The organism is Pseudomonas sp. B3G-3, assembly GCF_028640915.1.
GTDB classification, from domain to species: Bacteria; Pseudomonadota; Gammaproteobacteria; order Pseudomonadales; family Pseudomonadaceae; genus Aquipseudomonas; species Aquipseudomonas chlororaphis_I.
Genome location: NZ_JAQZAB010000109.1, coordinates 41727 through 54784 on the forward strand (window position 1 = coordinate 41727; position 13058 = coordinate 54784).

The window sequence follows — 13058 nt, forward strand, 5'->3', positions numbered from 1 at the left end:
TTCCTCTCGACAAAAAGCCCGCTGTTTACAGGCGCATCGCCCCACCGCACCAACACGATTGCGCGGTCTATTCGGTGGTACTGGGACTCCAGAATGCCTGCTCCACCAGGGCCGAGGTGGACAGCCGCGCCACCAGCGCGTCGAGTTCGTCGCCGTCCACCGAGGTGGTGGCCAGGGTGGCTTCGATCTCCACGTCGTCGTTGCCGAAGGCATGGACATCGATGTCGCTGGCCGGGTAGTTACTGCGCTCCAGCTCCGCTTCGAGCAGGGCGAACACGGCTTTCTGCTTGGAGCGATGGGCGATCACATAGACGATGTTGGTGACCTCGGCGGAGATCACGTCCAGCGGCTGGCGGTTGATGTTGTTGACGATCGGCCGCAGCAAAGTATTGGCCGCCAGCACGAACAGCGTGCCGAGAAAGGCCTCGAGGATCAGGTCGGCACCGGCGCAGGCACCCACCGCCGCCGAGGCCCAGAGGGTGGCCGCGGTGTTCAGGCCGCGCACGTTGCCCTCTTCGCGCATGATCACCCCGGCACCGAGAAAACCGATGCCGGACACCACATAGGCCACCACCCGCACCGCGCCTTCGGCGCCGCCGAGACGGTTGGCCATGTCGACGAAAATCGCCGCGCCCACCGCCACCAGCACGTTGGTGCGCAGGCCGGCGGTGCGCTGCCGGTATTGGCGCTCGAAGCCGATCAAGCCACCGAGGATAAAAGCCGCGCTGAGGCTGACCAGGGTGTCCACCAGGGAGGTCAGGTTGATGTTCTGGAGTGCTTGCATGAATCAAGTCCTTGAGTACGCGACGGTCGGTTGCCCCTACAGGATAGGTGCACTTTGCCGGAGCGAGCGGGCGGCGATCCAACCGCCCGCGATGAGGCCGGCCAGGGTGCCGGATATCTTGCACCGGCAGGTATTACGAGCAGATGGCGATTGCCGGTTAACCCTGTAGCCGCTGCCGCAGGCTGCGATCGGCCCGCAGGGCCGTGGCGATCGTACCAACGCCGGAGGACCTGCGGTCCTGGCGCAGCCTGCGGCAGCGGCTACAGGATTTGGTGCGGCGCTCCGCTTATTGCCAGCCGAACCGGCGGATATAAAAGCCCTTCACCGCCTGGGTCAGCGCCATGTACGCCAGCAGGATCACCGGCAGGAACACGAAGTACAGCGACGGCAGCGCCTGCAGCTTGAAGTAGTGCGCCAGCGGGCCCATGGGCAGGAAGATGCCGATGGCCATGATCACCAAGGTCATCACCAGCAGCGGCATGGCCGCGCGGCTTTGCAGGAAGGGGATCTTCGGCGTGCGGATCATGTGCACGATCAGGGTCTGGGTCAGCAGCCCGACCACGAACCAGCCGGACTGGAACAGCGTCTGGTGGTCCGGGGTATTGGCGTCGAACACGTACCACATCAGGGCGAAGGTGCCGATGTCGAAGATCGAACTGATCGGCCCGAAAAACAGCATGAAGCGCCCGACGTCCGCCGGCTGCCAGCGCTGGGGCCGGGCCAGCATGTCCTCGTCGACGTTGTCGAACGGGATGGCGATCTGGGAAATGTCGTACAGCAGGTTCTGTACCAGCAGGTGCATCGGCAGCATCGGCAGGAACGGAATGAAGGCACTGGCCACCAGCACCGAGAACACGTTGCCGAAGTTCGAGCTGGCGGTCATCTTGATGTACTTGAGCATGTTGGCGAAGGTCCGCCGCCCTTCCAGCACGCCTTCCTCCAGCACCATCAGGCTTTTCTCCAGGAGGATGATGTCCGCCGCCTCCTTGGCGATGTCCACGGCGCTGTCCACCGAGATGCCGATGTCCGCGGTGCGCAATGCCGGCGCATCGTTGATGCCGTCGCCCATGAAACCGACCACATGGCCATTGCCCTTGAGCAGGCGGACGATGCGCTCCTTGTGCGAGGGCGTGAGCCGGGCGAAGACATTGGTGGTTTCCACGGCCTTGGCCAGTTGGGTATCGCTCATGCGCTCGATGTCGTTGCCCAGCAACAGGCCCTGTTGCTCCAGGCCGACTTCGCGGCAGATCTTCGCCGTCACCAGCTCGTTGTCGCCGGTCAGTACCTTCACCGCCACGCCATGGGCGGCCAGGGCCTGGAGGGCCGGCGCGGTGCTTTCCTTGGGCGGGTCGAGGAATGCCACGTAGCCGATCAGGGTCAGCCCCTGCTCGTCCGCCAGGCTGTAGCTGTCGCGGCCCCGCGGCATCGGCCGGGCGGCCACGGCCACCACCCGCAGGCCTTCGCCGTTGAACTCGGCGGTGACCTGGCGAATCCGCGCCAGCAGCTCGTCGCTGAGCATTTCCTCGGCGGCGCCATGGCGCACCCGGGTGCACACCGCCAGCACCTCCTCCACCGCGCCCTTGCAGATCAGCAGGTGCGCACGCTCCTTCTCGGCCACCACCACCGACATGCGCCGCCGGTTGAAGTCGAAGGGAATCTCGTCGACCTTCTGGAACGCCGTGCCGACCCGCAGCTCGCGGTGCACTTCGACGTGCTCCAGCACCGCCACGTCCAGCAGGTTCTTCAGGCCGGTCTGGTAGTAGCTGTTCAGGTAGGCCATTTCCAGCACGTCCTCGGACTCCTCCCCCCAGACATCCACATGCCGGGCGAGGAAGATCTTGTCCTGGGTCAGGGTGCCGGTCTTGTCGGTGCACAGCACGTCCATCGCGCCGAAGTTCTGGATCGCGTCCAGGCGCTTGACGATGACCTTCTTGCGCGACAGGAACACCGCGCCCTTGGCCAGGGTCGAGGTGACGATCATCGGCAGCATTTCCGGGGTCAGGCCCACGGCGATGGACAGCGCGAACAGCAGCGCCTCCATCCAGTCGCCCTTGGTGAAGCCGTTGATGAACAGCACCAGCGGCGCCATGACGAACATGAAGCGGATCAGCAGCCAGCTGACCTTGTTCACCCCGTTCTGGAACGAAGTCGGCGCCCGGTCGGTGGCCCCGACCCGCTGGGCCAGGGCGCCGAAATAGGTGGCATTGCCGGTGGTCAGGACCAGCGCGGTGGCCGCGCCGGACACCACGTTGGTGCCCATGAACAGGATGTTGTCCAGCTCCAGCGGGTTGAGGGTGGCGGCGTCCTGCTGGCGCGGGAATTTCTCCACCGGCAGCGATTCGCCGGTCATCGCCGCCTGGCTGACGAACAGGTCCTTGGCGCTGAGCACCCGGCAATCGGCGGGGATCATGTCGCCGGCCGAAAGCTGGATCAGGTCGCCCGGCACCAGTTGCCGGATCGGCAGTTCCAGGCGTTGCAGGCCCTGGTGCGCCACCGCCGCGCCATGCAGCCTGGCGAACACCGACGGCGCGCTATCGAGCACATCGCGCCGCAGCACCGTGGCAGTGTTGCTGACCATCGCCTTGAGGGCGTCGGCGGCCTTGTTCGACTTGGCCTCCTGCCAGAAACGCAGCAGCGTGGAGAGCACCACCATGGAAAAAATCACCGTGGCCGCCTTCATGTCTTCGGTCAGCCAGGAGATCACCGCCAGCAGGGTCAGCAGCAAGTTGAAGGGGTTCTTGTAGCAATGCCACAGGTGCGTCCACCAGGGCAGCGGCTGCTCATGCTCGACCTCGTTGAGACCATGCCGTTCGCGCAGGGCCTGGGCCTCGGCTTCGCTCAGGCCATCGGTGTGGCTGCCGAGGCGTTGCAGCAGGTCCGCGGCCTCGTCGTTGGCCGCGGCCACCAGGGTGTGCGCCAGGCTGGGCGGTACATCGCGGCTGACGCTGGCGTCGCTGAAGCTTTCCAGCAAGGCCAGGCGGCGAAAGTGCCGGGCGAAGTGCCGGGTCCGCAGGAAGCCGGCAAAAAACTCTTTGAGCAGGGTGAGGTTCATGGTGTGTCCCCTAACGGTCGGCGCCGGGAGACTCACAGCCAGGTCGGGTTCGCCGGCCGCGCGAACAGGCGCAGCCGTAGCGCGGCGATGCGTCAGGCATCACCCACTGTTGCAGTGTCGATGAGAAGGACATCGGGAACGGGCCCTGAAGGCCACGGTCGGGAAGCCGCCGCTCGCTGTTACGGCGAGACAACGGCGCAAAAAAGCGGGCGCGTTATCTTGCCGGGAAGGCGCCGGTTATCGAAACCGGCCGACTACTGTCACTCGAACAAGTACCCACTGTGGGTCTCCGCTTGATGGAAAACGCGCGAAGCTTACGCCGCGTTTTTTGCCGAGTAAATCGGCGGCAAAGGCCCGGGCGGGGGAATCGAAAAGTTCTTCAGCGAAGGTTCAGGAAGGGTCGGCAGCGAAGGCTGGATGCGGGGATTTTCGGGGATATCGAGAGGGTTGGAATGGGGGACGGCTGCGCCGCCCATCGCGGGCNNNNCAGGTTGACGTCGATTTGCGTCTGTAGGAGCGAGGCTTGCCCGCGATGAGGCCCGAACATTCAACACAGAACTATCGGGCCCGACGGCCTCTATCAGCTGGCGGTGGCCAGCAGCAGGTCGCGCACCGAACGGCTGTGGCGGCCTTTGTCGTGCTCGTACAGCGAGGCGGCGATTTCCTCGGCACGAATCGGCAGCACCGACAGCAAGGTGTCGCTCAGGCCATGGCTGGCCTGGCTGAAGCCCTGGGTGTAGATGCCGGCCTTGCAGCGCTCGTCGGTGATGACCCGGTAGTTGCGGTCCACTTCGAAGTCGCCCAGGTAGGCTTCCAGCGGCGCCAGCAATGCGCGGTGGGTCTGGCGCTCGTAGCCGGTGGCCAGGATCACCGCGTCGTAGTGGCGGGTGCTCAGCTCGCCGGTGGAGGTGTTGCGCAGCAGCAGCTCGATGCCCTGGGCGGTGGCGGTGGCTTTCTCCACGGTGGTCAGGGTGCGGAAGGCATGGCGCGCGATGCCGGAGACTTTCTGCCGGTAGAGAATCCCGTAGATGCGTTCGATCAGGTCGACGTCCACCACCGAATAGTTGGTGTTCTGGTACTCGTGGACCAGGCGCTCGCGCTCGCCGCTCGGCTGCTGGAACACCAGGTCGGTGAAGGCCGGCGAGAACACTTCGTTGACGAAGGGGCTGTCGTCCGCCGGCTTCAGCGCCGAACCGCGCATCAGTATGTCCACCTGCACCGATGGGAAGCTGTCGTTGAGGTCGATGAAGGCCTCGGCGGCGCTCTGCCCGCCCCCGATGATCGCCACGTTCATCGGCTTGCCGCTGGTGCATGGCTGGTTGGCCATGCGTTCCAGGTAGTGCGCGTGGTGGAACACCCGGCCGTCGTCCTTGAGCGCCTTGAAGGTGTCCGGGATCAGTGGCGTGCCGCCAGGGCTGACCACCACCGAACGGCTGGTACGGACGAATTCCTGGCCCTGGCTGTCGCGGGAAATCACCCGCAGTGCCTCGACCTGCTGGTTGTGCAGCACCGGCTCGATGGCCAGCACTTCTTCGCCGTAGCGGCTCTGCTCCTGGAAGTGCCCGGCGACCCAGCGCAGGTAATCGTTGAACTCCATGCGGCACGGATAGAAGGTGCCCAGGTTGATGAAGTCCACCAGGCGGCCGTGGTGCTTGAGGTAGTTGACGAAGGAGTACGGGCTGGTCGGGTTGCGCAGGGTCACCAGGTCCTTGAGGAAGGAAATCTGCAGGTCGCTCTGGGCCACCAGGGTGTTGCCGTGCCAGCGGTAGTCGGCCTGCTTGTCGAGAAACAGCGCGTCCAGCGGCCCCTGGATCTGGCCACGTTCTTCCAGCGCGATAGCCAGCGCCAGATTCGAGGGGCCGAAACCGATACCGATCAGGTCGTGAACGATGGTCGATGCAATTGCCTGTGTCATTTCCAGTGTCCTCTGGATAAATCCCTCAACGCGGGGAGAAATCGACGGTGACCTGATCGGCCCATGGCGAGGCAGCAGGTCGTCTGTTGAGTAGGAACGAGGACAGTGAAAAAAAATTTAACAAAGAAGGATCAATGGGCGTCCCACTGCCGGACCCGCACCCGGCAATGTTTCATCGCGTTGACGATGTGCTTCTCCACCAGGCTGCGGGAGATCCCCAGGCGCTCGGCGATCTCGGGGTGGGACAGGCCTTCGAGCTTGCGCAGCAGGAAGCTTTCCCGGCACAGCGCCGGCAGCTCCGCCAGCGCCCGTTGCAGCATGTCCAGGCGCTGGCCGTGGTCGATGCTGGTTTGCGGCGAGGGGCTGAAGAAGCGCTCTTCATTGTCGAGCACATCCAGCGGCTCGACCTGGCGCAAGGCGTTGCGCCGATGGCCATCGATCACCAGGTTCAGCGCGGTGCGATAGAGGAAGGCCCGCGGTTGCTCGATCGGCGTGTCGCTGGAGCGCTCCAGCACCCGCACGTAAGCGTCATGCACCACATCTTCGGCCACCTGCAGGTTGCCCAGCTTGGCGTTGAGGAAACACACCAGCTCGCGATAGTAGTTTTCCAACATGACTCCCGACCGCGATACGCGGCTTTTGTCCTTGAGCACAACCGGCGCCCCGCCCCTGGGCAGGCGATTCGATGATGGCAGTTTAGAAGTGGCGTAATTTATAGTAATTCTCATATAGATTTAAAGTACTGAGTCGATTCGCCGACTTTATTTTCTTCGTCTACATTTTTCGCCCCAGCTGTAACTCCATGTGTCCATGCTTAAATTCCCTCTGTTTTCCCTCGTTTACCTGACAGCTCCCCGTATCTGTCGCTCCATCGACAGCCTCCAGCCAGCGCCCATACCACGGGCCAGGCCGGACGACGGGCCGATTTCCATTGGCCGGAACCCTGCATGAAACGTCCCCGTCATCCCCGACGCGCCCTGCTTGTCACCCTGTGTCTGATTCCCATCGTCGCCCTCGCCGCCTGGCAGATCCTGCCGCCAGGGCGCGACCAGTTCGCCACCGTGCAGGTCAGCCGCGGCACCATCGAAAGCAGCGTGACCGCCTTGGGCACCCTGCAACCGCGGCGTTATGTCGACGTCGGTGCCCAGGCGTCCGGGCAGATCCGCAAGATCCACGTCGAGGCCGGTGACCCGGTCAAGGAAGGCCAGCTGCTGGTGGAGATCGACCCCGCCACCCAGCAAGCCAAGCTCGACGCCAGCCGCTTCTCCATCGAGAACCTGCAGGCCCAGTTGCAAGAGCAGCGGGCGCAGAACGAGCTGGCCCGGCAGAAGTACCAGCGCCAGCAGAACCTCGCCGCCGGCGGCGCGACCCGTGACGAAGACGTGCAGACCGCCCGCGCCGAACTCAAGGCCACCCAGGCGCGGATCGACATGATCCAGGCGCAGATCCGCCAGGCCCAGGCCAGCCTGCGCAGCGACCAGGCCGAGCTGGGCTATACGCGGATCTACGCGCCGATGTCCGGCACCGTGGTCGCGGTGGACGCCCGCGAAGGCCAGACCCTCAACGCCCAGCAGCAGACGCCGCTGATCCTGCGCATTGCCCGGCTGTCGCCGATGACCGTCTGGGCCGAAGTCTCCGAAGCCGATATCGGTCACGTCAAACCGGGCATGAGCGCCTACTTCACCACCTTGAGCGGCGGCACCCGGCGCTGGACCAGCACCGTGCGGCAGATCCTGCCGATCCCGCCCAAGCCGCTGAACGAAAGCAGCCAGGGCAGCGGCAGCCCCAACAGTTCGAGCAAGAGCGGCAGCGGCCGGGTGGTGCTCTACACCGTGCTGCTGGATGTGGATAACGCCGACAACACCTTGATGGCCGAAATGACCACCCAGGTGTTTTTTGTCGCCGAGCGCGCGCAGGACGTCCTCACCGCGCCGCTTGCCGCCCTGCAGGGCAGCGCCGAGAGCGGCATGCAGCTGGCCCGGGTGGTGGCGAAAAACGGTTCGATCGAGGAGCGCAAGGTGCGGGTCGGCATCAGCGACCGCTTGCGCATCCAGATCCTCGACGGCCTCGCCGAAGGCGATCACCTGCTGATCGGTCCCGCGCAAAGCAGCGGAGGCTGAATGCAGACCCCGCTGATCGACCTCAAGGACATCCGCAAATCCTACGGTGGCGGCGACACGCCGCAAGTGGACGTGCTGCGTGGCATCGACCTGTCGATCCACGCCGGCGAGTTCGTCGCCATCGTCGGCGCCTCCGGCTCCGGCAAATCGACGCTGATGAACATCCTCGGCTGCCTCGACCGCCCGACCTCGGGCGAGTACCTGTTCGCCGGGGAAAACGTCGCCCGCCTGGGCAGCGACGAACTGGCCTGGCTACGCCGCGAAGCCTTCGGCTTCGTGTTCCAGGGCTACCACCTGATTGCGTCCGGCTCGGCCCAGGAAAACGTCGAGATGCCGGCGATCTACGCCGGCACCCCGGCGGCCGAGCGCCATGCCCGCGCCGCCGCCCTGCTCGACCGCCTGGGCCTGGCCAGCCGCACCGGCAACCGCCCGCACCAGTTGTCCGGCGGCCAGCAGCAGCGGGTGTCGATCGCCCGCGCACTGATGAACGGCGGCCACATCATCCTCGCCGACGAACCCACCGGCGCCCTCGACAGCCACAGCGGCGCCGAGGTCATGGCGCTACTCGACGAGCTGGCCAGCCAGGGCCATGTGGTGATCCTCATCACCCACGACCGCGAAGTCGCGGCGCGGGCCAAGCGCATCATCGAAATCCGCGACGGCGAGATCATCAGCGACACCGCCGACGACCACCCCGAGGTCCAGGCCAGCGCCAACAGCGGCGCCCTGCAGGCGGTGGACCTGCGCCAGCGCCTGGCCGACGGCAGCGAACACAACGGCGCCTGGAAAGGCGAACTGGTGGACGCCGTGCAGGCGGCCTGGCGGGTGATGTGGATCAACCGCTTCCGCACCGCCCTGACCCTGCTGGGGATCGTCATAGGCGTGGCTTCGGTGGTGGTGATGCTGGCGGTGGGCGAAGGCAGCAAGCGCCAGGTCATGGCGCAGATGGGCGCCTTTGGCTCGAACATCATCTACTTGAGCGGCTACTCGCCCAACCCGCGCACGCCCGAGGGCATCGTCACCCTGGACGACGTCGCGGCCCTGGCCAACCTGCCCCAGGTAAAACGCATCATGCCGGTCAACGGCGCAAAGGCCGGGGTGCGCTTCGGCAACGCCGACTACATGAGTTATGTAGGCGGTAACGACACCAACTTCCCGGAGATCTTCAACTGGCCCGTGGCCCAGGGCAGCTACTTCAGCGACGCCGACGAACGCTCGGCAGCGGCGGTGGCGGTGATCGGCCACAAGGTCCGGGAAAAGCTCCTCAAGGACGTGGCCAACCCCATCGGCCAATACATCCTGATCGAGAACGTGCCGTTCCAGGTGGTCGGCGTGCTTTCGGAAAAGGGCGCCAGTTCCGGCGACAGCGACAGCGACGACCGCATCGCCGTGCCCTACTCCGCCGCCAGCATCCGCCTGTTCGGCGACCATAACCCGCAGTACGTGGCGATTGCCGCCGCCGATGCCAGCCGGGTCAAGCAGACCGAGCGCGAGATCGACGAACTGATGCTGCGCATGCACGGCGGCAAGCGCGACTTCGAACTGACCAACAACGCCGCGATGATCCAGGCCGAGGCCCGGACCCAGAACACCCTGTCGCTGATGCTCGGCGCCATCGCCGCGATCTCGCTGCTGGTGGGCGGCATCGGGGTGATGAACATCATGCTCATGACCGTGCGCGAACGCACCCGCGAGATCGGCATCCGCATGGCCACCGGCGCCCGCCAGCGCGACATCCTGCGCCAGTTCCTCACCGAGGCGGTGATGCTCTCGGTGGTCGGCGGCCTGGCCGGGATCGGCGTGGCGCTGATCATCGGCGGCATCCTGATCCTCAGCGAAGTGGCCGTGGCCTTCTCCCTGGCCGCGATCCTGGGCGCCTTCGCCTGCGCCCTGGTCACCGGCGTCGTCTTCGGCTTCATGCCGGCCCGCAAAGCAGCCCGACTCGACCCGGTCACGGCCCTCACCAGTGAATGATCGACCTATGAAAGCGCCCCTCAGCCTTATCGCCGCCAGCCTGTTGCTGGCGGCCTGCAGCGGCCCCGCGCCGCGCCCGGACAGTGGCTTGCAGGCACCGCCCGCCTGGCACTCGCCGCATACCGCGGCCGCGCAGCAGGACAACCGGCAATGGTGGACCCGCTTCGGCAGCCCGGAACTGGAACGCCTGATCGAACAGGCTCGCCTGGGCAGCCACGACCTGGCCGCCGCCATGGCCCGGGTGCGCCAGGCGCAGGCCAGTGCCGTCATTGCCGGCGCGCCCTTGCTGCCCGCCGTCAACGGCACCTTCAACGCCAACCGCCAGAAGCTCATGCGGGGCAACGGCTACAGCCAGCTGAATGCCGACAGCAACAACAAGGCCGTGGACTATTTCGATGCCGGCCTGAGCGCCAGCTATGAAATCGATTTCTGGGGCGGCAAGCGTGCCGCCCGGGACAGCGCGCTGCTGGGCGTGCAGGCCAGCGAATTCGACCAGGCCACCGTGGAGCTGACCCTGCTCAGCGGCGTGGCCAACAGTTACGCCCAGGTGCTGTCGCTGCGCGAGCAGAGCCGCATCGCCGAACTCAACCTGGCCAATGCGCAAAGCGTGCTCAGGCTGGTGCAGACCCGTTACGACTCGGGCTCGGCCACCGCCCTGGAGCTGGCCCAGCAGAAGAGCCTGGTGGCGGCGCAGCAACGCCAGGTGCCGCTGGTTCGGCAACAGGCCGAAGAAGCCCTGATCACCCTCGCCGCCCTCCTCGGCCGGCCGGTACAGAGCCTGACCTTGAGCGACCAGCCTTTCGCCCGACTGAACTGGCCGGACATCGATGCCGGGGTGCCCAGCGACCTGCTGGCCCGCCGCCCCGATATCGCCGGCGCCGAAGCCCGGCTGGCGGCGGCCCGGGCCGATGTCAAAGTGGCGCGGGCGGCGATGCTGCCCAGCGTGACCCTGACCGCCAACCTCGGCTCCGGCGCCAACCAGTTCGATGACGTGCTACGCAGCCCCTTCTACAACCTGACCGCCGGGCTGGTGGCGCCGATCTTCAACAATGGGCGCCTGAGTGCCGAGCGCGACCGGGCCACGGCCCGCCAGCAGGAACTGCTGGAAAGCTACCGCGCAGCGATCGTCAATGGCTTCGCCGATGTGGAAAAGGCCCTCAACAGCATTCGCGGCCTGGACCAGCAGCGGCAATGGCAAGACGAAGAACTGAGGCAGGCGCAACGCGCCTTCGAAATCGCCCAGAGCCGCTACCAGGCCGGCGCCGCCGACCTGCTCACAGTCCTGGAAACCCAGCGCACCCTGTACACCGCACAAGACCAGAACGTGCAACTGCGGCTGTCCCGGGTGCAGTCGAGCATTGCCCTGTACAAAGCCCTGGGCGGTGGCTGGAAGACACTCGAAACGAAGAAGCGCTGAATAAAGAGCCTTTAAATAAAACGCTGAAAAAAAGCGCGGGCCCTGCAACAGGACCCGCGCCGCTGCCTTGCCGACTCACACCTTCAGGTGCTGGGCGTACCAGGGACGCCGGGGGGCCCGCTTGAGCAACTGCGGCACTTCCTCGTCACGGCTCAGGGCGATACGCAAGGCCAGCTTCATGACCTCCTGGTCCATCTCCAGCGACATCTCGCCCGGCGCGTTGCCCAGCGGGCCGCAGCCATGGGTCGAGGCCCCCAGCCACGGGTCGTCGACCTCGACCCAGCGCCCGGGCGCGAACCACGGCACGCCGTTGACCTCGCGGCGCAACACTTCACCGGGATGGAAGCGCTCATGGGCGCGGAACCAATCGTCGATGCGGTCATCGATCCAGCCATGGAACTTCCAGAACATCGGATGCACATGGGACGAGAACGGGTCGCCGAGAAAGTCGTTCTGCGCCAGGTACCAGCGTCCGGCGAAGTCCGAGGACACCCGGGCCTCCATGACCGGCATGCCGTTGGCAGGGTCCCGGGCGACATCGGCCCAGCGCATGTGCAACCAGTCATGCAGGCCCAGCTCGACCTCCGAGCCGAACTGCCCCAGGGTCAGGCGGCTGAGGTAGTCGGGATCCTGGTACTGCGACTCCCAGACCTGGAAGTTGCCATAGAAGGCCGCGTCGCTTTTCAAGCCATGCAGCCACTGGGTGAACTCTTCATCGTCGTCGGCGATCCAGGCCGGCGGCACCGAGCAGCCGTCGTGATTTTCGTAGTAGCGGATAAAGCCCAGACGATCCTGCTCGAGGCGCGGGGACGGCAAGGGCAGCTGCTGCCAGGACACCAGGTCCGGCTGTAACGAACGCGCCTGCAACAGCATGTGCCGGTGCATGAAGAGGAAATCGATCCCCGAGGCATTGCGATGCTTGCGTCGTCCACGGGCATCGCGCTCGTGCTTCAGCGGTCCCGGCTGCCAGCCAAGCCCGCGCAGGCTGTTGCGCTTGTCCTTGGGCAAGGAATGCCAGCGATCCCGGGAGGCATGCCAGAGCTGGTGGAACAGGCGATGCTGCGGGGACACCAGCCAGGCCAGCAACTCGGGGCTCAGGCCGTTCTGCTCCCGGGCCGCGGGAAAGGCCCGCTTGCGCGCCACGAAGCGCACCGCGGATACCGGCGCCAGGAGCGACACCTGCAACGACTGCAGGCGGCCACTGAGGGTGCCGCTGCCGGCATTGCCCCAGTTCGCCCAGACCTCGTCGAGCACCACCTGGCACTCATGGCTGGGCGCGCCGCTGAGCTGGCCGCCGGGGAACAGCCGCCAGCACAATTTCGCGGCGTCCACCGCCGCCAGCTCGCCCTGCACCCGAAACTCCACCGGACCGTCGCCCCGCAGGCTTTGCGCACGCCCCAGGAAGCCCCGCAGGCCGCGCCCGGTCGGACCGACATCGAGCACCAGTTCACAGCCGCGACGCGGCAGCGGTGCGTCGGCATCCAGGAACTCGATATCCCAGATGCCCCGCAGGTGATCGGCAAGGCGCATGCCCGGGTCGAGGGCGACTTCCAGCTTGGCTTCCCCCGGGGTGATTTCCAGTTCTTCCTGACGACGCACATCCAGGCGCTGCAACTCCTTGCGGGTGTAGAGCGCCACAGGAATAGCCGCCCCCGTCACCGCCAGACCGGTCAAAAATCCTCGTCTCGAAAACCTCATCGCTCTACCTATATCCAGTGGCGCCTCACGCATCTAGCTAGAACGTTGGATTTGCACGGAAATTTACCGGCGAGCCGCTCCCGGGCCGCTAAATTTGC

The 13058-nt window shown here is 65.8% G+C and carries 8 protein-coding genes; 3 read left to right on the forward strand and 5 right to left on the reverse strand.

Annotated elements, in window-relative coordinates:
• Positions 1–67: 67 nt before the first annotated feature.
• The 4 genes from PVZ80_RS17810 to PVZ80_RS17825 all read right to left on the reverse strand — a co-directional run bounded on the left by PVZ80_RS17810 (position 68) and on the right by PVZ80_RS17825 (position 6365).
• Positions 68–784 (reverse strand): MgtC/SapB family protein, encoded by a 717-nt coding sequence (locus tag PVZ80_RS17810; RefSeq protein WP_007927856.1) that lies wholly within the window; start codon positions 782–784, stop codon positions 68–70.
• 286 nt (positions 785–1070) lie between these two features.
• A complete protein-coding gene (gene mgtA / locus PVZ80_RS17815) occupies positions 1071–3836 on the reverse strand; it encodes a magnesium-translocating P-type ATPase (protein ID WP_101282935.1) in 2766 nt (921 codons plus the stop codon).
• Positions 3837–4416: 580 nt separating this feature from the next.
• Entirely contained in the window at positions 4417–5751 is a 1335-nt protein-coding gene (locus tag PVZ80_RS17820) for a lysine N(6)-hydroxylase/L-ornithine N(5)-oxygenase family protein (RefSeq protein WP_101282939.1), read from the reverse strand.
• A 131-nt stretch (positions 5752–5882) separates the two neighbouring features.
• Complete coding sequence (locus PVZ80_RS17825; protein WP_016702389.1) at positions 5883–6365, reverse strand: sigma-70 family RNA polymerase sigma factor; 483 nt, start codon at positions 6363–6365, stop codon at positions 5883–5885.
• A gap of 333 nt (positions 6366–6698) precedes the next feature.
• Between PVZ80_RS17825 and PVZ80_RS17830 the strand changes: the two genes are divergently transcribed.
• From PVZ80_RS17830 to PVZ80_RS17840, 3 genes are read left to right on the forward strand one after another with little or no spacing between them, the layout of a single operon-like run.
• On the forward strand, positions 6699–7871 hold the full coding sequence (locus tag PVZ80_RS17830; RefSeq protein WP_101282941.1) for an efflux RND transporter periplasmic adaptor subunit: 1173 nt from the start codon (positions 6699–6701) through the stop codon (positions 7869–7871).
• Positions 7872–9845 carry a MacB family efflux pump subunit gene (locus PVZ80_RS17835; RefSeq protein WP_009049986.1) on the forward strand — a complete coding sequence of 658 codons (1974 nt, stop codon included), beginning with the start codon at positions 7872–7874 and terminating at the stop codon, positions 9843–9845.
• Positions 9846–9852: 7 nt separating this feature from the next.
• Positions 9853–11262, forward strand: coding sequence for an efflux transporter outer membrane subunit (locus tag PVZ80_RS17840; protein WP_039968105.1), 1410 nt, complete (start codon positions 9853–9855; stop codon positions 11260–11262).
• A 75-nt stretch (positions 11263–11337) separates the two neighbouring features.
• On the opposite strand, the gene pvdP is transcribed toward PVZ80_RS17840, so the two are convergent.
• On the reverse strand, positions 11338–12960 hold the full coding sequence (pvdP, locus tag PVZ80_RS17845) for a pyoverdine maturation tyrosinase PvdP (protein ID WP_038633908.1): 1623 nt from the start codon (positions 12958–12960) through the stop codon (positions 11338–11340).
• Positions 12961–13058 lie beyond the last annotated feature (98 nt).

Excerpts from the sequence above, each read along its gene's own strand:
- PVZ80_RS17810 (WP_007927856.1), bottom strand. The coding sequence starts at position 784 with ATGCAAGCACTCCAGAACATCAACCTGACCTCCCTGGTGGACACCCTG.
- mgtA (WP_101282935.1), bottom strand. The coding sequence starts at position 3,836 with ATGAACCTCACCCTGCTCAAAGAGTTTTTTGCCGGCTTCCTGCGGACC.
- PVZ80_RS17820 (WP_101282939.1), bottom strand. The coding sequence starts at position 5,751 with ATGACACAGGCAATTGCATCGACCATCGTTCACGACCTGATCGGTATC.
- PVZ80_RS17825 (WP_016702389.1), bottom strand. The coding sequence starts at position 6,365 with ATGTTGGAAAACTACTATCGCGAGCTGGTGTGTTTCCTCAACGCCAAG.
- PVZ80_RS17830 (WP_101282941.1), top strand. The coding sequence starts at position 6,699 with ATGAAACGTCCCCGTCATCCCCGACGCGCCCTGCTTGTCACCCTGTGT.
- PVZ80_RS17835 (WP_009049986.1), top strand. The coding sequence starts at position 7,872 with ATGCAGACCCCGCTGATCGACCTCAAGGACATCCGCAAATCCTACGGT.
- PVZ80_RS17840 (WP_039968105.1), top strand. The coding sequence starts at position 9,853 with ATGAAAGCGCCCCTCAGCCTTATCGCCGCCAGCCTGTTGCTGGCGGCC.
- pvdP (WP_038633908.1), bottom strand. The coding sequence starts at position 12,960 with ATGAGGTTTTCGAGACGAGGATTTTTGACCGGTCTGGCGGTGACGGGG.